General features: G+C 69.6%; 16 protein-coding genes and 2 pseudogenes. 8 read left to right on the top strand and 10 right to left on the bottom strand.

Annotation, left to right across the window (positions count from 1 at the left end):
- Positions 1–609: 609 nt before the first annotated feature.
- Entirely contained in the window at positions 610–1815 is a 1206-nt protein-coding gene (locus ABD858_RS33725; RefSeq protein WP_345033763.1) for an ISAs1 family transposase, read from the top strand.
- On the opposite strand, the pseudogene ABD858_RS37020 reads toward ABD858_RS33725, so the two are convergent.
- The 3 genes and pseudogenes from ABD858_RS37020 to ABD858_RS33715 form a co-directional block, all read right to left on the bottom strand.
- Positions 1715–2062 (bottom strand): annotated as a pseudogene (locus ABD858_RS37020) (M23 family metallopeptidase); the annotation flags it as partial. The gene ABD858_RS33725 and the pseudogene ABD858_RS37020 overlap by 101 nt on opposite strands.
- A gap of 108 nt (positions 2063–2170) precedes the next feature.
- Positions 2171–2413 (bottom strand): annotated as a pseudogene (locus tag ABD858_RS33720) (peptidoglycan-binding protein); the annotation flags it as partial.
- 12 nt (positions 2414–2425) lie between these two features.
- Positions 2426–3100, bottom strand: a complete 675-nt coding sequence (locus tag ABD858_RS33715) for a transglycosylase SLT domain-containing protein (RefSeq protein ID WP_345033764.1) — start codon at positions 3098–3100, stop codon at positions 2426–2428.
- Between the two features lie 528 nt (positions 3101–3628).
- Between ABD858_RS33715 and ABD858_RS33710 the strand changes: the two genes are divergently transcribed.
- From ABD858_RS33710 to ABD858_RS33690, 5 genes are all read left to right on the top strand, one after another.
- A complete protein-coding gene (locus ABD858_RS33710) occupies positions 3629–5518 on the top strand; it encodes an ATP-binding cassette domain-containing protein (RefSeq protein WP_345033765.1) in 1890 nt (629 codons plus the stop codon).
- A gap of 218 nt (positions 5519–5736) precedes the next feature.
- Complete coding sequence (locus tag ABD858_RS33705; RefSeq protein ID WP_345033767.1) at positions 5737–7032, top strand: hypothetical protein; 1296 nt, start codon at positions 5737–5739, stop codon at positions 7030–7032.
- Positions 7019–7609 carry a hypothetical protein gene (locus ABD858_RS33700; RefSeq protein ID WP_345033769.1) on the top strand — a complete coding sequence of 197 codons (591 nt, stop codon included), beginning with the start codon at positions 7019–7021 and terminating at the stop codon, positions 7607–7609. Before ABD858_RS33705 ends, ABD858_RS33700 begins: the two co-directional genes overlap by 14 nt.
- Entirely contained in the window at positions 7602–8258 is a 657-nt protein-coding gene (locus ABD858_RS33695; protein WP_345033770.1) for a hypothetical protein, read from the top strand. The genes ABD858_RS33700 and ABD858_RS33695 overlap by 8 nt, the downstream gene beginning before the upstream one ends.
- Before the next feature lie 47 nt (positions 8259–8305).
- Positions 8306–11365, top strand: coding sequence for a coiled-coil domain-containing protein (locus ABD858_RS33690; RefSeq protein ID WP_345033771.1), 3060 nt, complete (start codon positions 8306–8308; stop codon positions 11363–11365).
- 886 nt (positions 11366–12251) lie between these two features.
- On the opposite strand, the gene ABD858_RS33685 is transcribed toward ABD858_RS33690, so the two are convergent.
- On the bottom strand, positions 12252–13265 hold the full coding sequence (locus ABD858_RS33685) for a hypothetical protein (RefSeq protein WP_345033772.1): 1014 nt from the start codon (positions 13263–13265) through the stop codon (positions 12252–12254).
- Between the two features lie 595 nt (positions 13266–13860).
- The gene (locus ABD858_RS33680; protein ID WP_345033774.1) at positions 13861–14451 is read right to left on the bottom strand and encodes a hypothetical protein; all 591 of its coding nucleotides are present in this window, start codon (positions 14449–14451) and stop codon (positions 13861–13863) included.
- 1413 nt (positions 14452–15864) lie between these two features.
- Between ABD858_RS33680 and ABD858_RS33675 the strand changes: the two genes are divergently transcribed.
- A complete protein-coding gene (locus ABD858_RS33675; RefSeq protein ID WP_345033776.1) occupies positions 15865–16422 on the top strand; it encodes a hypothetical protein in 558 nt (185 codons plus the stop codon).
- 107 nt (positions 16423–16529) lie between these two features.
- Here the strand turns inward: ABD858_RS33675 and ABD858_RS33670 are convergent, their stop codons facing one another.
- From ABD858_RS33670 to ABD858_RS33650, 5 genes are all read right to left on the bottom strand, one after another.
- Positions 16530–16670, bottom strand: coding sequence for a hypothetical protein (locus tag ABD858_RS33670; protein WP_345033777.1), 141 nt, complete (start codon positions 16668–16670; stop codon positions 16530–16532).
- 284 nt (positions 16671–16954) lie between these two features.
- Positions 16955–18400: a glyceraldehyde-3-phosphate dehydrogenase gene (locus ABD858_RS33665; protein ID WP_345033779.1), complete on the bottom strand. Its 1446-nt coding sequence runs from the start codon at positions 18398–18400 to the stop codon at positions 16955–16957.
- Between the two features lie 229 nt (positions 18401–18629).
- Positions 18630–18755 (bottom strand): ALQxL family class IV lanthipeptide, encoded by a 126-nt coding sequence (locus ABD858_RS33660; RefSeq protein ID WP_345033780.1) that lies wholly within the window; start codon positions 18753–18755, stop codon positions 18630–18632.
- A gap of 75 nt (positions 18756–18830) precedes the next feature.
- Positions 18831–21818 (bottom strand): class IV lanthionine synthetase LanL, encoded by a 2988-nt coding sequence (gene lanL / locus ABD858_RS33655; RefSeq protein ID WP_345033782.1) that lies wholly within the window; start codon positions 21816–21818, stop codon positions 18831–18833.
- A 140-nt stretch (positions 21819–21958) separates the two neighbouring features.
- A complete protein-coding gene (locus tag ABD858_RS33650; protein ID WP_345033783.1) occupies positions 21959–22150 on the bottom strand; it encodes a hypothetical protein in 192 nt (63 codons plus the stop codon).
- A gap of 201 nt (positions 22151–22351) precedes the next feature.
- On the opposite strand from ABD858_RS33650, the gene ABD858_RS33645 reads away from it, so the two are divergent.
- Positions 22352–23446 carry a hypothetical protein gene (locus ABD858_RS33645; protein ID WP_345033784.1) on the top strand — a complete coding sequence of 365 codons (1095 nt, stop codon included), beginning with the start codon at positions 22352–22354 and terminating at the stop codon, positions 23444–23446.
- Positions 23447–23857: the final 411 nt, after the last annotated feature.

Below are 23857 nucleotides of genomic sequence, written 5' to 3'. Positions count from 1 at the left end.
GATTGACCCGATACGGTGATCTCGCCCCCCACAGGGTTTGCCCGGGTGCCCGACGGTTTTCGGACGTGGTCGGCAGCTCGCCGGGGGCGCGGCTCGGTCTCCCACCGCCTTCCCTCCTCAGCGCCCGGGCCCAATGGGTCCGGCCGGGAGGTGAACGCGCATGCCGCAAGGAAAAGACCGTCGTCGTCTCCGCGGTCGGGGCCGGCCTCGGGCATCAGGTGGCCGCCGTCGTGGCGGGACGGCGGGCACTCCGTCCTCGGCGCCCGGACAGAGACGAATCTCGGCGCGCTGCGGATGACCTGGGCCTGCGGAACGGCAGCAGAGGCTGCGCGGGCGCGGGGAAGCCGCGATGGAGAGAGTGAAGACGGCTACCAGTTGGGAGCTACGTCAGCCCCGAAGCCACCACCGGCAGGGCGCTTCTCGAAGTGCAGATGGGGACCGGTGGCATTCCCGGTCAGGGGCATTGCGTGATTGGGATTGGTCCGATTCGCCGGTCTCATGAGCGACGTGGCGTCATGTCCGTTGTGCGGCAAGGGGCCCGGGAGAGCGGAGCAGGCACGGTGCTGGTGATCATGTGGTTGTCGAGACCCATGAGAACCGAGCGAGACCGTGCCTGCCCGAACATCATCGCCCATCCCTTCCGCACTGGAGCAACTGGGCTCCCCGACTGATCCCCTCACCTCAAGCGATGTCGCTGACCTGCGGCGTTTCCTGATCCTGGTCGCCGATCCCCGCGATGCACGAGGACTGCGGTATCCGGCCCTCGCGTTGCTGTGCGCGGCCGTCTCGGCGGTGCTGACAGGGGCTCGCTCGCTCATCGCTATCAGCGAGTGGATCACGGATGCCCCGCAGCATGTGCTGGGCGTCCTCGGCTTCGCTGCCGATCCACTTACTGGTCTGCGGCCGGTGCCGCACGCCGCAACCGTGCGCCGCCTGCTGCAGCGTGTGGACGGTGACGCGCTGGACGCGGCGATCAGCGCGTATCTGCAGGCCAGAACGCCGCCCCCGGTGGAGCCGGAGGCGGAGCAAGGGCCGGTGCGACGGGTGATCGCGGTCGACGGCAAGGTGGTCCGCGGATCGCGAACCGCAACGGCCGCGGCGATCCAGCTGCTGGCGGCGATGGACCACCACGGCGTGGTCCTGGCCCAGCGGCAGGTCGCTTCCAAGAGCAACGAGATCCCCTCCTTCGCGCCGTTGCTGGACGGTCTCGGGCTGGAGAACACGGTGGTGACCGCCGACGCCCTGCACACCCAGCACGACCACGGGGCCTATCTGACCAGTCGCGGCGCGCACTACGTGGCCGTCGTGAAGAAGAACCATCCGGGCCTGTACGCCCAGGTCAGGAAGCTGCCCTGGCGTGACATCCCACTCGGGCACCGCACTCGCGACCACGCCCACCACCGCGACGAGATCCGCCGGCTCAAGGTCGCCGGGTTCAGCCACCTCGACTACCCCGGCGCCCGCCAGGCAATCCAAGTCGTACGGTGGCGGCGCGACTTGAGCACCGGGAAGCTGACCATCGAGCGCGTCTACCTGATCACCAGCCTGAGCGTTTTCGACGCCACCTGCACCGAGTTCGCCACCTGGATCAGAGGCCACTGGGGTATCGAGAACCTCCTGCACCACGTGCGGGACCGCACGTTCCGCGAGGACGACTCCAAGGTCCGCACCGGCACCCTGCCCCGCGCCATGGCCTCCTTGCGCAACCTCGCCATCAGCGTCTTCCGCCAGGACGGCCAGACCAACATCGCCGCCGCCCTCCGCCACACCGGCCGCGACTACCACCGGCCCCTACGAGCCCTCGGTCTCGCGTGACGAACCCAGACAGATCTCGATCATGCAATGACCCTGCATTCCCGGTGGAGCCCACTTTCCCGATCTTCTGCCCGGCCCGCACGGAACCACTGGTGACGTGCCGGGCTGAGAGGTGGCAGTACCAGTAGTCGAATCCGTCGGCGCGCAGCACGAGGAACTTGCCGAAACTCACGTCGATTCCGGTGCGGGCTATGGAACCACTGCGTGCCGCGATGCACGGTCTGCCCTCTTGGGCGGCGTAGTCTGCGCCGGTGTGGTAGCCCAGGCTCCAATGCGGCCCCCTCTTGCGGTAAGCGGTCGTCACCCCGTGCCCTGGAACGGGAGAGGAGACGCGGCGTCCGCCAGCATTTGTCGCCGGTACGTGCAGTCGATCCCAGGACTGCTTGCCGGGCGTGCCGTTGGCGTCACTGCCTGAGAACCCGAGCTTGCGCTGCCACGCGGCATACGACTGGCGGTCGGCGTCGGTCCACTCAGGGCCGGGCCCCGTCCGGTATCTCCCGCATCCTTCAGCGACGAGGCGCTTCCCCATCGAGGTGATAATCGGACTGCGTTGACCTTGGTGGAAGAATGCCACTCCAGGGAATGGCTCATCCGAAGGCATTGTTCCTCCTCAGTAGCCTGCGGGTGGGAGGGCCGGATTGGCCTGCTGGACCCGCGAGATGTCCCCGTACCTGCTCCAGATGTAGTTGATTGCCGCCGCAATATTCGCGACCGGGTCATAGATCTGGTTGGATGTGCCTTCCTCGTGGTGCTCGGCGAACGTGCCGGGAATTACCTGCGCATAGCCACGGGAGCAGTTGAGTTTTGCACCGTCCGGCTGAACCGGGCCGTTGGCATTCACGTCGTTCTTGTTGACCGCGTTGGGCCTGAAACCTGATTCCCGGTTTATCAGGGTGATCAGATTCGCGCCATTGCTGACCCCGGTGACCCAGGCCCTCGGGGCGCCGGTCTTGTCGCACGCCTGCTCCGCAAATGCGCGAGCCGTAGGTTTGTCGATGATGATCCCGGAGTTCCTCGAGAACCCGACCGAGCTCTTGGCGATGCCCCCCGGCTCTCGGCAGTCCACGCTGAATCCTGCTTTGTTTCCCAGCTTTGTGAGAGAGACACAGCCGGGGAATCCGTCCGCAGCCGATCTGGTGAATCCCAGATTGCGCTGCCACGCGGCGTAGGCGGCCTTGGTCTGTTCGCCGAAGAACCCCGTGGCTCCGACAGGGATAATGAACCCCGCAGCGATCAGTGCGTTCTGAATGGCCCTCACGTCGTCGTTGCTCTTGCCGAACCGCACGTTACAAAGGGCAACCATCGTGCCTCCTCATACGGAATTGGAGGCCGGTTCGGGTAGGGCTGCAGACGCAGCGCCGCCCCCGAGTAACGTTCTGCGCGCTCCAAGTCCCCAGCGCGGCCCCATGCTCCTGTATCCACCATGCGTCGGCTGGACCACCCCGGCAAACGGAGTGGTTTACTGCCAGGTAACCGGGTCACGGCAACGTCACGCCGACACGGCCCGGGCCAATCGCGTCGCAGTGCCGACAGGACCGTCACCGTGCTCGCCCGGCAAGGATGGTGCCGTTGCGAGTGTGAGCGGACTCCGAAACACCTTCCGTCACATGCGTATCGGCCTCGGCGTTTCGGCCATCCTCAGGTTCGGCAGTGACCCGGCAGCCCAAGGGTCCATGGCCTCTACATGCTCCACCTGTCGCTCTGTCATGCGGATTCCACCCCGTCCGAAACACGTGTGTTCGATATCGCGACTCGCGTCGTTGACCTCGATACCGCCACAGCACGTCCCCGAGCCGACGATGGAGGAGCCCAGTTGACGTCAGCAGATGCCCAGGAACATAAGGTCGGAACAGTCCCTCCCCCGCCGCCCGCCGAGATCAGGTACACGGGGGAATACTCCGTGAACCCACTCGGTGAAGCGTCCTTCCGTCAGCTCTGCGCCCAGATCCCGAAGGTCCTGCGCCGCATCATCAGCATGTCCCTGCGTATCGACCGCTCAGCCGTGCTACTCCTCCTCGCCTGCCCGGTGGTCACCGGAGCTGCTGCAGGTGTCCTGCTGGCGGCGACCGCCCGGGCCATGCGTCCGATCCTCGGCGGCGGTACGGTCGCCGACCGCCTGCACCAGGCTCTGCCGGCTCTGCTCGCCGTCGGGGTCGCCGCCGGCCTTACCCGTGTCGCCGGGGCCCTGGCCACGTACGCCGAGCGGCGGATCACCCCCAGACTCACCACCGAGACGGACACCGCCCTGGTGGAGGCAGTGTGCCGCGTCGAGGCGTCGGCGTACGCGGTGGACGGCTTCGCGGACCGCCAAGAGGCCGCGGAGATGGGGGTGATCCGCACGCACGTGATGGTCACGGACGCCCAGCGGTTCCTGTCGGCCCTGGTCAGGATGGTCACGGCCGCCGGTGCTCTGTCCGTACTCAACCCGCTGATGCTGCCGCTGCTCCTCCTCGCCGTGCTTCCGGCCGGCGTCGGCGCGGTCCTCACCGCCCGCGTGGACTACGAGATCCACTACGCCAACATCGCCGACCGCAACGTCAGAGGCATGATGCGCTGGTGGTCCACGACCCCCAAGTACGGGGACGAGGTCCGCGCGAACTCGATGACCGACTACCTGCTCTTCTGGTACAGGTCCCTGTCCGACCGCTGCGACCAGCGCACACTGGCCGCTGCCCCGCGCACGCTGCGCATCGCCCTGGGTTCCTCCCTGGCCGCCAGTGTGTTCCTCGTCGCGACCTGGGGAGCGCTCGCCTGGCTGGCCATGAGCGGGAGGATCGCGCTCGCGCTCGCCGCGACGGCCGTCGTCGCCGTACAGACGACGCTCGCTGCCCTCTCCCAAGTGATCATCAACGGTGCCGCCCTCTTCCACACAAGCCTCTACCTGACCGACATGCAGGCGTTCCTTGACGACGCCGGAGAACGTGCACCCAAACGCGGCACGCTGTCGGTCGCCGCGCCAGTGGAGGAGATCCGGCTGGAGGAGGTCGTCTACCGGTACCCGGGCAAGGACAAGCCCGCCATCGACGGCGTCTCGCTCACCTTGCGCCGCGGTGAGATCCTCGCGATCGTCGGCGTCAACGGCTCCGGCAAGTCGACCCTCACCCGCCTGATCACCGGGATCTACCTCGCCGACAAAGGCCGAGTCGGCTGGAACGGCATGGATCTCGCCGAGACCGACCCCGCCACGGTCTGGAAGCAGACCGGCCTCGTCCCGCAGATCTTCGCCCAGTGGCCTCTGAGGGTGCGCGAGAACGTCACCCTCGGACAGCCGTACGCCCACGACGACGGGCCCGTGTGGGACGCGGTCGACGCCGTCGGCATGCGCCAGGCCGTCGAGGACCTCCCCGCGGGCCTTGACACCCTCCTCGCCCGCGAGGTGTTCGGCGGCGCAGAACTGTCAGGCGGGCAGTGGCAGCGCCTGGCCTGTTCCCGGGCCTTGTACCGCTGCCCGCCCCTGTTGATTCTCGACGAACCCACGTCCCAGATGGACCCGCGCGGTGAGCATCAGATCTTCGAGAGGATCAAGGCCATCGCCGCGAACCGCATCACGATCGTCGTCACTCATCGCTTGGAGAACACGAAGATCGCCGACCACATCGTGGTCATGGAGCAGGGCCGCATCACGGAACAGGGTCGGTACGACGACCTGGTCCACGCCAACGGCACCTTCGCCGAGCTCCTGGAACTCTCGCAGGATCGTTAGCACCGTCCCGCCGTCCGACCGATGTCCCGCTCGGTCCGGCCAACGTCGACAGAATTCACCGTGTGCCCATCCCTCGGCTTCTTCCCGGCGCACGCGGTGGTGGTGCCGGCCCAGGCCGAATGAACTTTCACATACATATCCGGCCATGGCTGGCAAGCCGGACCCGGTGCGGGGATGATGGCACGGACGGCCCTGCATGAAGGGGGCACCGACGTCCCGTGCATGAAGTCACCCACGATCACGCAAACCGGCGGCTCAGTGACGCCCAGCAGTCCGACAACCTGCGGACGTTTCTGGGGGCGGCTGCACGCCATGGCGGGGGCACGGTCACCGACCGTGTGCCTCTGCGGATCACCCGGGACATCGCGGAAGGATTCGCCGCTCACAGCGCTCAGGGTGGGGCAACGAAGACCCAGGTGTGGGAGTGGATCACGCAGCATGCGTCTCCTGACTACTCAGCGGAGGCGTTCGAGTCCCGGTGGGAAGTCTTCGAGAAGGAGCGGCTCATTCGTCCCCACCGGTCCAAGAGGCACCAGTTGCGGCACTCCTTCCATCCGCTCGGCACGGTCTTCCTGATGATTTGCGACCGGCTGGAAAGCCGCGGTGGTATCGACGAGCTGATCGCCCTGCTGGACCGTACGCAGGAACTCCTCGACCGCGAGCACCCTGACCGTGAAGCGGTCGCCCACAACATCGTGTTCTGCCAGTGGGTGTTCCAGACATTCGCCGTGCAGCTGGAAGCGCTGGTTCTCGACGGCACGCTGAACGAGCTGATGGAGGACCAGTGGCAGTACCACCACCAGGGCCTGGACCAGCGGGTGCTGCGGCTGAATCACGAGGTGAACCGCCACTTCCCGAGGGACGTCGACCTCGCCCACAAGGCTGTCGTCATGGTCGAGGCCGAGCAGCGGTACGCGCATTGGGCCGCACAGGCTCTGCTGCGTGTGCTGGACCACGCCGGGACGACGCTGGACTTCGATGTCCTGTCGGCCGAGGAGTATCTGGAGGCCGCCCGGGACGCCCCGCCGGAGCAGCTCGCGGAGGCCGGCCTCGCGTTGGTGGTGGATGCACCGCAGGTGTGGCTCGATGCCGGGGCTGTCGTGGACGCCTTGGAGGCGTTCATCCCTCGTCATCGGGTGCGCTGCCGGCCCCCGGTACCCAAGGGGTCCCCCGACCGGGATCCGTTCGGCGCGGTGGTCGAGCGAGCTGTACGGGAACGGGTACGGCGCGAGCGGGCCGCCGACCGCATGCTCCTGGAACGGAGCCGGGCCGAGATGACGGAGGAGTTGCGTCGATCGCGGTGGCCGCGGGCCGTCCGGCTCCTGGCGGACCTGATCATGCTGGATGCCGATGCCCACGCACCGTACCGGGTGGAGATCGGCACCGAGCTGGTCATCGACCGCGAGGCGTGGGTGACTCACCTCCACCCGGTCACGGTGCACCGCACGGAAACCCCTGCACACCCTCAGTCGCCCGCTCTGGCGGCAAGCGAGCAAGGTGATGAAGAATCTTGAGACGGCGCTGATCCTCGCCGCCGCCCGGGCAGGCGGCGCACTCGCCCCTGACCGTGTTCCGGCGAGCCTCGTGACGCAGGCCGACGACGCGGCTCATGTCGCGGGGCGCAGTCTGGTGGAGTGCGACTGCCCGTGGCCGACACCGGCCGGTGCCGTCGGCCGTCCGGGCCCGCCCCGCCGTGCGTTCGTACTGGGCTGGTCAGAGGCTCCGGTTCCGGAGGAACTGGGCACCTACCCCGTCGCCCGGCTCACCCCGACCCAGACGATCACCTTTGCCCTGTGTCTGGCCCAGGCGTGGCCGGACCCGCGCATGCACCCGTACCCGGGCCGTCCTTTCGAGCGGGCCGAGATCCTGGACATGGCCGGTGACATCGGGCTGGACGTGAAGTTCGCCAAGGCCGCCCTGGACGGCGAACTGGAATGGCTGTTGCTGATCGTTCGCGACGGTCGCCGGCTGCGGCTGGGACCGGCGGTGGCCGCGCTGCCCGAGACTTTCGCCGAGACCATGCGGCGCTTCCACGATCTGCTCCCGGGCCCGGACGACGTCCCGCCGATGCGGGAGGACGATGATGAGTGAGGCACCGCTCTCCGACCACGACGAGACACAGGTCCGGGCCGCCGTCGCGGCGGTGGAAACCGCGGACGGTCTCGTGCCTCGCGCGGCGTTTCCCGCCCTGCAGAGCGATGCGCTGCGGGCGGTTGTCGCCCGTCGTCTGGCCACGCTCGGCCGGACGCTGCTGATCCGCGAGCACCACGGAGTGACGGGCTTCACCAGCGGCTACGACGACGGCGTGGCCGAGCGCCTGGCCGCCGAGGGCATCGGTGTCCTGCCCCCTGTGGACCGGGCGGTGCTGGTGCTGGTGTTGCTGCGTACCGTGGCGGCCCCCAGAGCCCGCGGTGTGCACGGCACGGCAACCTGGCTCACGGACGGGCCCGGTACGAGCGTCGAGGAGCTGTACGCCAACCCGTACTTCACCTATGAGCAACTGCGTCCGGCGGTGCGCCGCCTCAAGGCCCGCCGCTTGCTGCGGGAAGGCGTCCACCGCACCCTGCTGCCCGGCCCCGCGCTGCTGCGCCTCACCGACGCTCAGTCCACCCGACTGTGGGAGGACCTGGTACTGGTCACCCGACCCGACTCGATGTACGCACAGGCCATCCGCCGGCGCCGCCAAGAGCAGCCGCACCCAGGCCGCGGACCCGGCCCCTCGTGCGAGACGGCACCATGACCACCCTCACCTCGCCGCAAGGAGCACAGCCTCCGCACGATGCCCCGATGAGCCTCGGGATCATCGGTGACCGGCAGCTGCTGTGCATCCAGACCTTCGACATCGCCCGGCACCCCTCCACCGCGGTCGGACTCATCCCCGGCTGTTTCGTCGCCGTCTCCGGAAAAGGCCCCAGGGATGCGAACGAATCCGGGAAGACCAGTTGGCTGGCCTCCGTCGCCCTGCTCCTCGGCGACCCGGAATGGCGGATGCACAGCAGCGGTCCGGCCACCGTCGCGGACCTGCTCTTCGAGCCGCGGACCGCCGGGGTGGCCGCCCAGGGCTACGCCCCCGCGACCACCGGCTATATCGCCGGGCTCTTCGCCGCCCCCGACGACGTCGTCGGCACCGCCCACACCGTATGGATGAAGCTGTCCGCCACTCCGACCTACGTCGAGGTCCGGCACGCCCCCGGCGTCCACCTGGCCACGGCCCACGACGACGACGAGCGCCACCATCAGGCCGTCGAGATCTACCGGGGACTGCCGTCGGCGTCCTCCCTGGGGGCCACCCAGTACGCGACCGCCCTGTACGGGCCGGTCCCCCGCTGCCTCGCTTTCCTGACCTCCCGGGGGAAACGGCGCGGCGGGCCCTCCCTCCTCAAGCTCGACACCGGCCCGTTCACCCCTGCGGGGATCGGCACCGCATTGATCGAACTCACCGGCCGCGCCGCGCTCCTGGACACGGACGCCTCCCTGCGCCATGACTTGAGCCAGGCAGAGCACGAGCTGCAGACCAGCCGGGCGGAGGACAGCAGCAGTCACGCGATCGAGGAACGAGCCCTGCGTGCCGTCACCCAGCGCAGCACCGCGCGCGAGGAACTCGTCCGCGCCCAGGAGCTGTGGGCCCTCCACTACGCCCGCGGCCTGCTCGACGCTCTCGAGCGCGCCGAACAGCTGCAATCCGCACTGGACGATCAAGCAGAGACGCTCGTACGAGCCCGGGCCGAGCGTGAATCAGCCGAAGCCGTCCAGCGTACGCTCGAAGACCCCGCGCGCCTGGAACACCAGCGCAGCGAAGCGGAACTCGCCGAACAGACCGCTGAGCGGCTGCTGTATCAGGCCCACGAAGACGCGAGCGGTGCACGCCACCGGCTCGCATCGCACAACCAGGCTCTCGAAGAAGCCGAGGACACCGCAGCCGGGGCTCGGGGGCATCTCGATGACGCCCGCCACGAGGCACGCAGGGCCCATCAGGTCACCCTCGCCTGCGAGGTCCGCCTGGCCGAGGCCGACGCGCGGCTTCAGCATGCCCGCGAGGACCTCTCCCGAGCCGAGGAAGGACGCTACGGCGCCGCCGGACGGACGATCAGCACGTTGAGCACGGCGGGAATCAGCGCCACGGGGCTGCTCGACGGGCTCGGCCTGCCCCGTGAGGAGCGCTCCGCATGGGAGCCGCGCCTGGCGCTGTACGGCGACGCCGTGTGCATCAGGGCATCCGACGTCCCCGCCGCCCGCAGAGCCCTGGCCGGCCGACCGGGCGTCGTCCTGATCGCCGTACCCGATACGGACGAACGCTCCGGCGACCCCGTGCGGGGCTTCCTGGATGTCCTGGCCAGGCGCATGCGCCTGGAACACGCCCCGGAGACAGCGGTCGATGACGCGCTCGGCCTGTACGTGCTGGGCGGGTTCACCGAACCGTTCACCGGCCGAGCCGCCCTCGTCGGCCGTCGTCGGACCGAAGCGGCACGAGCCGAGCAGAACCTCGCCACGGCACACCGGCTGTGTGACCAGGCCGAGGAAGCCGAGGCGCGGAGCGAGGAACTCGTCCACCGTCTGGAGGCCGCCGCACTGGCCGCTCACCTGCGGTCCCAGCGCCCCTCGCTCGAACGCGAACTCGCCGCTCTCCAGCTCCGGACCGCGGCCCACCAGCTCGCACGGGGCGCTGCGGAAAGCGCCCTGCAGAAAGCGGTCGTCGCCCACGCCACCCGCACTCTCCAACACGCTCAAGCCCAGAGTGTGATCGACAAGGCCCGGTCGGTCGAACGGCAGGGCGCCGGACAACAAGCAGCCCTCAAGAAGCAGATCGCCGCTCTCGACATCAGCTACTGGCAGGAGCACGGCGGCAGCCGCGCAGCCGCCCTCCGCGCCCTGCGCCGGACCACGACCTCAGCCGTGGTCGCCGGCCGGCAGACCCCGCAATCCGAACGTCGCAGCGAGAGCACGCTGCGCCAGCGGGCCGGCCGCCACCTCGACCACGCCCTCGAAGCGGTCGGTATCGACACCGACACGGGTGCCGGTGCTCCGACCACCGCGCTACAGGACGCCGTCCGACGCCGCAACAACCTCGCCGACGACAGTGGCAGCCGCCCGTTCGCCGATGCCACCGCGTTCGAAGCGCCCGCCCGCGCTCTCCAGGACTGGCTCGACCGCTTCGCCGACTCCGACACCTCGGCCGCTGATCGCATCGCAGCCGAGCGCGCCCAGCGGGCCAGTCGTATCGCCTTCGGCGAGCAGAAAGTCGCCGATCTTCGCGAAAGCCTGCACATCATGCAGGGCAGCATCGCCCTACGGCTCGAACAGGCCCTGGGCGACATCGAAGACGCCCTGGTCACGCTGAACCGCGACGCCGGCCTGTACGGTGCCGAACTCCGCCGTGCGCTCACCCCACCGCCCTCACTGCAGGACGTGTGGCGCTGCGACGTCACACCGTACTGGCGGCGTAGCCCTCACGGCCCCCTGCTGCCCTACGACAACATCACCAACTCGGCGCAGGAGAAGCTCTTCTCGATCCACCTCGTCCTGGCCGCCCTCCTCGCCTCACCCCATCCACGCGGCCGCGTGCTCATCCTCGACGAACTGGGCGATTCCCTCGGCACACACCATCGTCAAGAGGTCCTCGGCGCCCTCGCCAAGAGCACGCAGGAACATGGCATCACAGTCCTGGGCACCTGCCAGGAATCGCTCCTGGACGACGCCGCCGAATACTGCGGCGAACTCCTGTACTTCACCTACCCCAGCCACACCGAGGCGCTCAACGCGCCCACCCGCATGTTCGGCTACGACGCCAACAGCGAGCGCGTCGAGCTGACCATGGACACCTTGCTGGCTGGGCGCGCCTGGTGGTGAGCCATGCGGCGCGGAGGGCAGGAAGCTCGCCTGCTGCGGCGTGGACGTGGCCGTGCCGGACTGAGTGCGGGCCGCCAGCTCGCGGCCAGAGATCGAGCCGCGTGACGGGTGGACCTCCCCAGGGCGCCTCGGCCTCGTCGGCCTGCTGCCCCCGCCGCCGGTACCCGGCCTGGATCCCGACCGTGAACCGCTGCCGAGGAAAGCGCTGGTGCGCAAGGCTGCCCTCGCCGAACCGCCGGGCAGCGTCACCACCCGGGCCCCGCGCCGGCGTCCGGTCCGGGTCATGGCGCCGGCTGATCGCCTGCGTCTCGGCCGCCGGCGGCGTCGTGGCGGTGAACCTCGCGGACACGTCCAGGCACGACACCACCGCGGTCACGGGTGGCGGCACCCCCGGGCACCCGAAGTGACGCAACTCCTCGACCGCATCGCACTCACCGCTGCCGAAGGAAAGCAACCGGCGGTCCGAGCCGACCAGTTCGTGTACGTCGAGAGCAAGGTCGCCAACGCCGGGCAGAGCGCCGCAGGAGACTCCATGGCCCTGGCTCCCGAGCACACGCGGCAGGTATGGCTGTCCGCCGACGGCAGTCGCCCCGGCCTGGTGCGCGAGGCGGGCCTGCCGACGCCCCGCTCGACGCATCAGTCCTCACCGAAGCCGATGACGCCGGCCCGGCCGGGACCGTTGTCGGCACCTCCGCGATCCTCACCGTGGCCGCAGTCGACCGCGCCGGCGAGACTCCCGCGCGATGACGACGTAGCGCGGCAGCCGTGCACAGCGGCCGCCCTGGATCCCGGTCCCACCGGGGCCGGCCCCTTGTGCGGGCCGCCCCCGGACTGAGCGGGCTGCGGTCACATCCATGCCCACGGCATCGTGCCCGCCACGTGACCTTCACGAAAGTTGTTGTGAGGACACCGGCGGCGAAGCGGGCAGGGTCGGGGGCACCAGATGTGTGCGCGGCGTCACACCGGAGAGCATGGCCGGATCCGGACTCTGCCCGCCTGCGAGGCCCGGACGGACCGATTCATATCCTTTTGTGACGCGCACGCGGGATGAACCGAGGATCGTTCGCACCGGACCCGGCAGGCCGCGGCCGGCGAGTTCCTCCAGCACCGCCCGGTGAATGCGCCGCCTGGCCCGGGCACGGGGCCGGCGCGGGTACCGGCGGCGCACGGGAACGTACGCGGGCTCATGCCGCCCCCCGCTCCCGTTCGTCAGCATGTGGACGAGCGCGGCCAGAACAGCCACGTCGTCGGCGGCCACGCCATCGACGGCCACCGTCCGCCCGCCTGGCGCAGGCACCCTCGCAGGGAGCAGCAACGACTCCGTGATCTGCCGCGATTCCCCCGGAACGGCAGCTCCCGGCCACCCGCCCCCGTTGGCCGGCGCAGCAGCAAAGGCACGTTCGGTGTGTGCGTCGCCGTCCTCGAGCGCCAGGACTTCCTTGCGTCTCTGAATACCCTCGAACCGGCGGATGACGTCTGCCCAGCGGGACGCATCCGTCCTGGAGCCTGCGGTGAACCTGTGTCGCGCGTCGAGCAGTTCGCGGTAGACCTCGGCGTATGCGCCGCACAGCCTGATGGACTCGTCACTGCGGTCGCTCAGGCCAAGAGCATGGGGGATGGCGACGGCCAAAGCGGCCAGGCCCGACATGACACAGACGAGTACTTGCGCCGTGAGCTGCGAAGACTCATCGACAACGGGCCAGACCACAAGTGCCGTGACGAAGCTGAGTACTGCTGAGGCGGTGGTGTACCGGCGGACTTTCCGCGCCAGGCGAGCAGCTTCCCTGGGCATCCTGTGCACCCAGTAGCCGGCGCTCTCGATGCTTTCCTCCAGCTGCCGCGACAGGGCCGCGTCAGCCGGGTCTTTCGGCTGTGTGAAAAGCTTGGCCAGCAGTGTCATGACACTCTCACAGTCAGAGGGCAGTGGGCCCACCGTGACATCGCCTGCCCCAGCCCCCGGCACCAACGTGCACTATTTTCGTTTCGACCACCCGAAAGCAGCAATACCGGCCGTCCCGGCCGACGCATGATGGCCGCACCGGCTGCCGCCCGTCGGTGCCGCACCGTCACCCCATTGGCCGCGGACACCTGCCTGCCGCCCGTTGGCGGGGCCGGCAGCACGGGCGGTCCGGCCCGGCAGGTCACATGGGGCACATCCCCCGAAAGGCCCGGCGCGACCGACCCAAAATCCACAACCGGCAGCCGCACGCGTGAAGGGGTCGGCGGAAGCGGTGGTGCGCACACCTCGCCCGACCACGGCAGGCGGCAGGGCCCCATGGAGCCGGGCCGGCATGCTGCAACTGCCCGGGGCCGCCCGCGGCGACACGCGGGGCGCCCGGTTAACGCTTAATATGGCGTAGCGGGTGTATAGGGCATCAGGCGTGAGCCTCGTGATGCCCCATGCAGAGCGAGGCAGCGAGCAGAAGTACCCACATGCCGGGAGCCCCGGCCCGATTCCGGCGGGCCGGGGCTCCCTGATGGGCAGGTGGCCCTGATCAGTACTCGTCGTCGTCGAACTCGCCGTGGTCGAACCCGTCGTGGTCGAACTCTTCGAACACACGGAAGCTGCCCACGACTCCGTTGTCGACGTGCACAGTCCCGTCGACACTGCCGGGTGCGATACCGGCGCTGAAGCCGTGGGGGCCGATCGTGGCGATGGGCGCGCCATTGCCGCAGGTCACCCCACGGAAGAACTCGACGGTCTTCCAGCTGTCGTTCCTGACGTTGAAGGACGTGGATCCCAGACCGCTCACCACGGTGATGCAGCCATCCGGGCGAGCGGAGTACGTCCGCTCATTGACCTCGATCCTGCCCTCTCCCCTGCCGCGCCTCCCCTCTCGCCGGTCGCGCCCGCCCCCTTCCCGGCCGCGCCCGCCCTCTTCCCGGTCGTAGCTGTCGCCGCCGGCCCCCTTCTCGCGATTGCCGCTGTCACCGCCAAAGGGAGCAGGGGCGGGGGCGGGAGCCGGGGCAGCCTGCCGGGGCAAGGCAGCGGGGGCCTGGGGGGCCGAGGCGTAGGTGATACCAGTGGCAGCCAAAGTCGCAGCGCCCGCAAGCACAGCGGTCACGGCGACGGTACGCGTACTCATGTCACATCTCCTTGTCTCAGAGACATCAGCCGACCAGTCGGCTTCCAGTGAAAGTACTAACCGATAATTTTCCTTTCATATCGGATATGCCGAAGGCGTGATGCCGACATCGGCCGAACGTGTCCACACCCCCACGCGAATCGCATTCCGGACGGCCTGACGCCGCGCCAACATTGCTGGTCCACCGGCTCGCTGAGTTCGCGCTTAGCCCGATGGGGCGAGTTCTGACACTTCGTCACCCCATCGGCAGCCTCACCCCGACCTTCGCGTCTACCAACGCCCACATCAGGAAACCCTGACTCGCCGTTAGCCATGAGGGTCGGCATGACTCTGCATCAGTCACGACGTACGCCTCGTCGCCCCACTCAGCCGCCGACCAAGCCGCGCGCTCGGCCCTGACGGCCCAGCGCCACCGCCTCGGCGGCCCGAGCGAAGCGGGTCGACCCGTCCGGTGATGCCACCTGCACGGGAATCCCGGCGAATACCCGACGGCACCGGGACAAGCTGCTACATGCGACCGGCCCCCAGGTGCCCCCGCGCCCTGGCTCAGACACCAGGGGCCAAGTAATCCGCCGGCACCTTCCGGGAGTTCACGCGCGGCGGACGGTTGGGGTGCGGGGAGGCGACATTTCCGGGCGGCCGCTCGACCCGAGGCGCGCGTGCGGCCGGCGACAAGCCGGGGCAGCAGCCGGGCAGTGCCGACTCTGCTGCGCAATTCCCGGGTGGTTCCGACGCGCGGACCGTGACCTGCGACAACGAGGCCGTCGGTGCCGCCCTCGAAGCCGGCCCCTGCTGCTCGACCGTCGTGGGATCACCCGAAAAGGAACCTTGTTCGACTGATCAAGCCCGTTGAGCGGTAGGCGGAAGCCTTCTCAGAACAGGCGCGGACGCGGCGTGGCCGGCCTGCTGCTGCACCGTCAGCCGGGTGACGGTCGCGGGCGGGAGGATCGCCCGGGAGAACTGCTCGCCGTCGCCCACCCACGACCTCGCTGCCGGGAGTAGCCATTACGGACCACGAGCCGACTGCCGTTGCCGTCGCCCCTTTCGACCAACTCGGCCGTATATGCACTGACTTCGACCGACAGCCACCATGCGCCGGTCACCCTCTCGAACGATCCCGTCCAGCAGCTCCGACCCCCGCCCGCACCATACCCACAAGCGACACGCTCCTGCCGGACGGACAGTCGACGGGAAAGTCCCCTGAACGGCCCAGAGTCATTACCAACCCAGCGTCTTTTCGGGCCAGTTGATGTGCGTTCAGGCCGCCGGACACGCATGCGACGTGCCCCGGATCCCCCAATCGGCCCGCGACACGAAAATTGTCGGCGTGTCCGACATGTCCGGTATGACGATCACAAGTATGTTCATTCACGAGCCGGCCGCTAAGCCGGCCTGTCAGACAGGAGAAGTCACATGGATATCCGTTCATCCGCGATCACCGCCGCGGTCGCAGCCGCAGCGGCACTGGCCGCCACCGGCATCACCTATGCCTCAGCGGCCCCCGCCGAGCCGGTCCAGGCCGCCCCCGCTGTCCAGGCCGCCCCCGCCGTCCAGCAGGCCACTGCTCCCCAGGGCGGCGACGTCGGCGGCGGCGGCAAGGGCAACAACAACGAAAGAGGCGAAGAGGAGGAGGAGAACGAGGGAGGGCGCCGCCACTTCAAGGGCAGGATCCACATCAACGAGCGCACCTACTCCGCTGAAGAGCACGGCGGCTGCATCACCGTCGTCAGCGGCCTCGGCTCCAAGACCCTCAACGTCCGCAACGACAGCCGCAAGACCGTCGAGGTCTTCCGCGGCGCCACCTGCGACAACGGCGCCCCCATCGCCGTCGTCGGCCCCTTCAGCCAGAGCGACGGCATCCGGGTCCACGAGGTCGAGGGTGGCGTACACGTCAAGAATGGAGTCGTCGGCAGCTTCCGCGTCATCCGCCACCACGGCTTCGGTGGCTTTGGCGGCGGCTACGGCAACTGATCCCACACACAACACTCACCCCCCGGCCCGCCGGAATCGGGCCGGGGCACTTACACCGACACACCAGCCACCTGAACCGCTCGGGGATCAGTGGAGGCTCGGTTCCATCAGAGGATCGAGTCATCGCACGTCTGTCCAGGTAGCCTGATGAACTGCTCCGTCGCGCAGTGCGGCTGATCGCCGCGCTGGTAGCCGGAGTACGACATCGAGTGGGCTGCGATGGAAGCGGTCACGGCGAAGCTGGGCATTGAATCGACGAAAGCCTTGCGCAACCGAGTGCGCCAGGACCAAGTCGATCGGGGCGCTCGCCGGACTCCGCCGGCGGGCGCCCCTTCGTTTTTTCATCGCGGGGGCGTCAAGGTCCCGCCGGTTCCGCCCCTCACGAGGCGGTTGCCCGGTGCGGCCGGGCCGTTCCGCTGCCGAACGGCAGTCGACGGGTGGCGGTGGGAGGGCAACCGGATGCCGATCGGAATCGGCTGCCGCCCCACCGCCACCCGCCTGCCGGGGCACCGGATCGGGCAATCTGCCGAGATCAGACCGCCGGGGCCGGGTAGGTCGGGTACTCCACCCCGGAGACGTGCTGGACGACGCGGATGACCTGGCAGGAGTAGCCGAACTCGTTGTCGTACCACAGGTAGAGGATCGCGTTGTCGCCATCGACCTTGGTGGCGCCGGCGTCGACGATCGAGGCGTGGCGCGAGCCGATGAAGTCGCTCGAGACCGCGTCGGGCGCCGTGGTGAAGTCGATCTGGCGCTTGAGCGGGGAGGTCAGCGACACGTCGCGGAGGTAGTCGAGAACCTCCTCGCGGGTGGTCTCGCGCCCGAGCCGCAGGCTGAGGATCGCGATCGAGACGTCCGGCACCGGAACGCGGATCGAGCTGCCGGTGATCGGCGCCTTGAGATCGGGCAGCGCCTTGGCGACGGCGGAGGCCGCACCGGTCTCGGTGATGACCATGTTGAGCGGCGCCGAACGGCCGCGACGGTCGGCCTTGTGGTAGTTGTCCAGCAGGTTCTGGTCGTTGGTGAACGAGTGGACGGTCTCCACGTGGCCACGCAGGACACCGTACTCGTCGGCCATCGCCTTCAGCGGCGGAACGATCGCATTGGTGGTGCAGGAGGCGCAGGACAGGATCTGCTCGTCCGGCTTGATCGTGTCGTGGTTGACACCGTGGACGATGTTGGGGACGTCGCCCTTGCCCGGCGCGGTCAGGACAACCTTGTCGATGCCGGGGCGCAGGTGCTTCGAGAGGCCCTCGCGGTCGCGCCACTTGCCGGTGTTGTCGATGAGGATGGCGTCGTTGATGCCGTACGCCGTGTAGTCGACCTCCGACGGGTCGTTGGCGTAGATCACCTTGATCTCGTTGCCGTTGGCGACGATCGTGCTGTTCGCCTCGTCGACGGTGATCGTGCCCTGGAACTGGCCGTGGATGGAGTCGCGGCGCAGCAGCGAGGCGCGCTTGACGATGTCCTGGTCACCGCCCTGACGGACGACGATGGCGCGCAGCCGCAGGCCGTTGCCGGAGCCGGCCTTCTCGATCAGCAGGCGGGCGACGAGGCGGCCGATGCGGCCGAACCCGTAGAGGACGACGTCACGGCCCTCGCTGCGCTCGATCTTGTTGGCACCCGTGGCGCCGGCGACGGCCTCGGCGGTGAAATCCTCCACCGAGAGACCACGGTCGTCGCTCTTGTACGTCGCGGCGAGCATGCCGATGTCGATCTGCGAAGGGCCGAGATCGAGCGTGGTGAGTGCCTGCAGGAACGGCAGCGTCTCGGTGACCGAGAGTTCCTCACCGTCGATCTGCCGGGCGAATCGGTGGGTCTTGAGGATGCTGACCACCGACTTGTTCACCAAGGAGCGGCTGTGAAGCAGGACCGTGACGTCCCGCTCCCGGTGCAGCTTCCCGATGATCGGGATCATCGACTCCGCGATCTCCTCGCGGGTCTTCCAGTTGGTGAACGAGTCGTCGTTGACAGTCACAGGTTCATCTTTCGAGCTAGGCAGCGCTCATATGCTAACCCGCCTCTACTTTGATCATCCAAACGGGGCCACCCGAGAGGGGCGCCGCGATCGGACCCTATGACTACATCAGGACAAATAGGTCAATCCATGGCGGGGGGCAGGCCCGTACGCGGTGGAGGGGACCGGCCACGTGCCGGCCCCCTCCGATGGCGGGCCCGGGGGTCCGTCTCCCAGCCCTGGCGGCCGGTCAGCAGCCGCTGGTCAGCCAGCGACAGGCGGTGATCAGCGCGGCGGCGTGCTCCTCACCACGGGCGTCCTCGGTACGGATGTCCTCGGGCAGGACCTGCAGGGCGTCGATGTCGTGCTCCATCATGGCGTTCTCCTTCGTCGCTAGGGGGTGCCGGTCCCGGACGGGCCCGGCTGCCGGTGGCCGGCGGCCACCGGATACTCAGGGGTGGGCGCGCTCGCCCTCGGGCAGCCAGGCGCGGGGGCCGCCGAACCGCATGCGCAGCAGCAGCGAGAGGGTTCCGGCCAGACCGGTGGCGTACTCGGCGAGCACGGTCCTGCGGTTCTCGTCGGGCACCAGCAGACGGCCGTCGTGCAGGACCGCCTGTGCCGCCAGGTGCTCGACCAGCAGTTCCGCTCCGGCGAGGTGGCGCTCGTCGCCCGTCAGCTCGGCGGCGTCGAGCAGGAACTCGGCGTTGCCCGCGAGTCCGTGGCAAGTGGCCGTCGAGTCGGTCACCCGGCCGGCCCGGACGGCGAGGGCCGCGCCTTCCAGCAGGTCGAGCATGACATCGTCGGAAGCGCCGGTGGCCGACCAGAGCCGGAGCAGGAAGGTGCCGACGCCGGACGAGCCGCTGCACCAGTGCCGGGCGAGGTCCGGGGAGTCGGAGAGATGACGGGCGCGGTCGACGGGCCAGAGGGCGCCCGCCGGTCCGCGGCGGGCGGCTGCGACCAGGGTGGCGCCCGCCTCGACAGCCGCGGTGAGGAAGCGTTCCTCCCCCATGGTCTCGGCCGCGAGCAGGAGAAAGGTGCCGACTCCGGCCACGCCGTGCGCGAAGCCGTAGTGCCAGGCGCCCGCAAGAGCGGAACCGAAGTCCTCCGGCACCGGCCAGAAGGTGCCCTCGGGGGTACGCCGAGCCGCCGTCAGCAGCCCGTCCGCGGCCTGCATGGCACGGTCGAGAAAGCGCGGGTCCCCGGTGGCGCGCCAGAAGTGCAGCTGGGTCAGGCCGGAGCCGGCCGCGCCGTGGCAGACATCGGGGTTGGGCCACCGGACGGGGAGCGTCAGGGCGAGCGCGGTGGCGCGTCCGGCGAGGGCGGTGTCGTCCAGCGCCATCGCGGCGTCGAGCAGGGCCCAGGCCGTCCCCGAGCGGCCGAAGTGCAGCCCGGGCAGGTTGCCGGGCAGTGCGTCCTGCCGGTCCGCCGTCCAGAGCGCGGCGGACCGCAGCCCTTCGCGCAGCGCGCCCCAGGTCACGGGAGGCGCCCCGGCGCCCGAAGGGGAAGGCCGCGTGGCAGCCGCTTGGACGGGCTGCACGGAAGGTGATCCGGTGCCGTGGTTGTCCCAGTGGCGCAGTGCCCGGGCGAGCACGCTCACGCCGCCCGCCGAGCCGTGCTGAACGGCCACCGGATCACAGGTCTCGCCAAAGGAATCCGAGCCCCAGAGCCGCTCGGTGTCGGTCGGCCGCATGGCGTCCAGGAGGTGGGCGATGCCGTCGTGCAACAGCCGTGCCCGTATGTCTGCCATGTCAGGCCTCTCCGCCTCCCGCGTCTTCGAGGCCGGGGCATGCGTGCGTGCCGGGCCTGTCGGTCGCGCCACCGGTTCCCGCCGCGGTGCCGCGACGCCGTCGGCGTGCGAGGCGCACCGCTGTCTCCCGGTGAGGAACTGCCGGGCCCGCTCCAGGGTCCAGCGGTCGACGGGGTCGTCCCGCATCAGCCCCCGGATGAGCGGCGAGAAGCGCCGTACCAGCGGATGGTCGCGAGCCAGCAGCCCCACGAGCTGGGCGAGGCGTTCCTCGTCCGGCCGGGCGGCGGCCGTCGGCCGATCCGCGGCGAACAGCGGATCGGCGCCGCTCAGCGCGTGCAGGACCGTCGCGCCCAGGGCGTACAGGTCGGCGCCGGGTGCCAGAGCGGGGGCCACCTGGTCGACGGCGCGCAGTTCGGGGGCGGTATAGCCGGGGGTGGCGCCCAGCACCCAGCGCTCGCCCTCCCTCGCCGCCATCTCCAGGTCGATCAGCAGGAGCCGGCCGTCCGGGGTGACCATGACGTTGTTGGGGTTGAAGTCGTGCAGGGTGATGCCCAGTTCGTGGGCGGCGCCGACCAGTTCGATCAGCTGCCGGACCAGGGAATCGGCCGTCCGGGCGTCGGGGCAGCCGGTGCCGTCCTGGGCCAGGCACTGTGCGACGGTACGACGCAGGGTCGCACCCGGTACCGACTCGGCAGCCAGGAACACACTGCCCTGCTGCTCGAACACCTCGACCAGCCGCGGGACCCGGTCCGGGCAGGCTCTGGAGAAGCGTTCCAGCAGGGCTGCCTCCCGGCGCAGCAGATCCCGGACGTCCAGCCCCTCGAGGCCGGCCCCCACGTGGGGCCGCGCCTGCTTGACGACGACCTGGGCGCCGCTCTCGGTGTCCTCGGCCCGGAACACCCCGCCCTTGTTTGAGTGCTGGATCGCGCCACGTACCAGATAGCGGTCGTTGAGCAGGACGGGCTTGGCCGTGGCACTGCTGCGGGCCGGGACGGCCGGGCGGTCGGGGAACGGGTCGCCCGCCCAGGCCGGCGGACTGAACCAGGCGTTCCGCTCGTCTGCGACCGGTCGCCCTTCGGGGTCGGTCAGACGGGCCGCGAAGGCGCCGTCGGCCGTCAGTTCACGGACGCCCGCGAACACGCCGTACCGGTAGTAGACCTGACTGTCGGGCACATAACGCCGGTCGGAGAGAACCGCGGGTCCCGGCAGCCCCACGGTGGCGTGGTGCAGTTCTTCGGCGAGCAGCCGGAACTGGTCGTCATCGGCCGGGTATACGGTGATGAACTTACCGCCCCCGCTCCGCGCGAAGCGCCCCGAGACCAGTGCGGCAACCCGGGCGGGGCTCCACGCGAACTTGAAGGGCGCCCGGTGGGCGACCAGCACCTCAGCGGACCGGGCCAGGGTGAGGGGGGCCGAAAGCGGAGTGGCCGAGACATGGAGCTTCCACCCCTGTGCGCGCCGGACGACTCCCGCGGGGACGACATGGCACCAGAACTCGCCCGGTTCGACGGCCCAGTCCGCTGCCCCGCCCCGCTCTGCTCCGGGCTCCGTCGCCGTTCCCGGCTCCGCCCGGGGCACGCACCGAGCGATGACGGCGCGTACCAGGTCGGGCAGCAGCGCGAGGTCCGCCGGAGGTTCGGCGCGCGCCCGCCGGGGACCGGGGCCGGGCGGAGACTCAGGCAGTGACGACACGCTCTTCGACCTCGCAATTCGCAACGGATGGGCAGGGTGCCGGGACCAGAGGCCCCGATTCCGCCGGGGCGGACGGGACTTCGCCGACGCGTGCGCGGTGCCGGCCCTGGCCGGGCCGTCAGTGATCCTCCGGACAGGCCCTACATCTGAGGCGGGGTGTAGCCGTCGCCCCAACTGGTGTCCAGCAGACTTCCGGCGACCGGTATGGGCGTTCCTGTCCCGCCCCGGTGCTGCCCGGCGGCCGTCCCCGGCCCGCCGTCCGGCGCGGCGACGGACGCGCCGCCGGCCAGCAGGACCGTGAGGAGGAGAAGACAGCGGATGGCTGCGGGCATGGGACAGCTCCTGGGTCGGGAGGTCGTGGGGTCGGTGGTGAACGCCCGCGTCCGACGGGTTCACCCTGTATGTCGGCCTGGTGGGTTTTGGCCCAACGAGACCCTCAAAGTTCATCCCGGCGAGCCCTGTTGGTCCAGCGCTTTGACCTGGCAATACTCTGCATGGCACGAAAGTCGCAGGGCCGCATTGCGGGGGAACTCATGACCATCGGGACAAACATGGGCGGGCTGCCACGGCTGGACGCGAGGGCCGTCGCCGTCTTCGAGCACGTACTGTCGCGCGGCAGCCTCAGGCGGTGGCCGCCCGACGTGCTCCCGGCCCTCGGCCTGAGCCAGGAGGAGATCGAGGGGGCTTGCCACACCCTGCTGCTGCTCCGCCTGCTGAGACCGGCTCCCGGCAAGCCCGAGGAGCTGATACCGATCAGCCCGAACGCCGCAGCGGCGGAAGTGGTGGGTCCGTTGGAGGCACAGCTCGCGCAGGCCGCGGCGCACGCCCAGTCCGTACGCGACGATCTGTACTCCCTGATGCCGTACTACCACGCCGCCCGGCGCGAACAGGGTCGCCGGGAGGGCATCGACCTGCTGCCCGACCTGGCCTCCGCCTCGGCGATGCTCACCGAGGAGTCGGCCCGCTGCCGGGAGGAGGTGTTCAGCATCCAGCCGGGCGGCGGGCGAGCACCGCACCGCCTCGGGGACGCCATCGACCGGGATCTGGCGATGCTGCGCCGCGGCGTCCGGATGCGCACCCTGTATCAGCACTCGGCACGTTCCAGCCTGTCCACCCAGGGATACGTGGAGACGCTCACCGAGGCCGGTGCCGAGTACCGCACTGCCGCCGAACTGCCCGACCGAGCTGTGGTGTTCGACCGAGTTGTGGCCTTTCTGCCCCGGCGTGCGGAGGGCGGATCGGGCGAGGCAGCGGTGCTCGTCCGGGACCCTGATGTGGTGACATACCTCTGTCGGGTCTTCGAGCAGCACTGGTCCGGCGCGACCCCGTTCCGGGGCAGCAGCGAGGCCGCCTACAAGGAGGTCGGCCCCAGCCTGCGGCGGGCGCTGGTGGGGCTACTGGCCGATGGCGCCAAGGATGAGGTGATCGCCCGGCGCATGGGCATGTCCCTGCGCACCTGCCGCCGCCACATCGCCGAATTATTGGACGAACTGGGGGCCGAAAGCCGCTTCCAGGGCGGTGCGCTCGCCGAACGCGCCGGACTCACCGCGCCGGAGACCCCGGCCGTTGCCAGTGCGGCGGGGCCCCGTGCGAAGAACGGCACGCCGGTCGAGAACACCGCACGCTGAGCCGGAGTGAAGCAGCATCCGCGGGGCTGACGCATCGGCGAGAGTGCGACGTGTACGGCAGGCGAACGCAATCTGTGGTGGCCGCCCCTGCCGGGTGGCCACCACAGGATTTGCCAGGGGAGGCCGACAGCATCCAGGCCGGCCGCCGCGGCTGGCTCTGAAAGAACGCCGTCACGGCGTCCCCCGGGGTACGCCATCCGGGCGGTCGGCGAACTGACTCTGCTCACCCTGGCCGTGCTCCCGCAGGGCATCGCCGGCATGAAAGGCGGCCGCGTATCGCCGAGGACCGCGCCGTCGTCCTCGTCACCCACCGCCTGGCCAACGTCGCCGTCGCGGACCGCATCGTCGTCCTCGACCGGGGCAGCGTCATCCAGCAGGGCACCTTCGACGAAATCGTAGAGAAACCCGGCC

Source organism: Streptomyces sannanensis, assembly GCF_039536205.1.
GTDB classification, from domain to species: domain Bacteria; phylum Actinomycetota; class Actinomycetes; order Streptomycetales; family Streptomycetaceae; genus Streptomyces; species Streptomyces sannanensis.
Note: the sequence above shows the minus strand (reverse complement) of the source record. Positions and strands in the feature narration are given on the sequence as shown.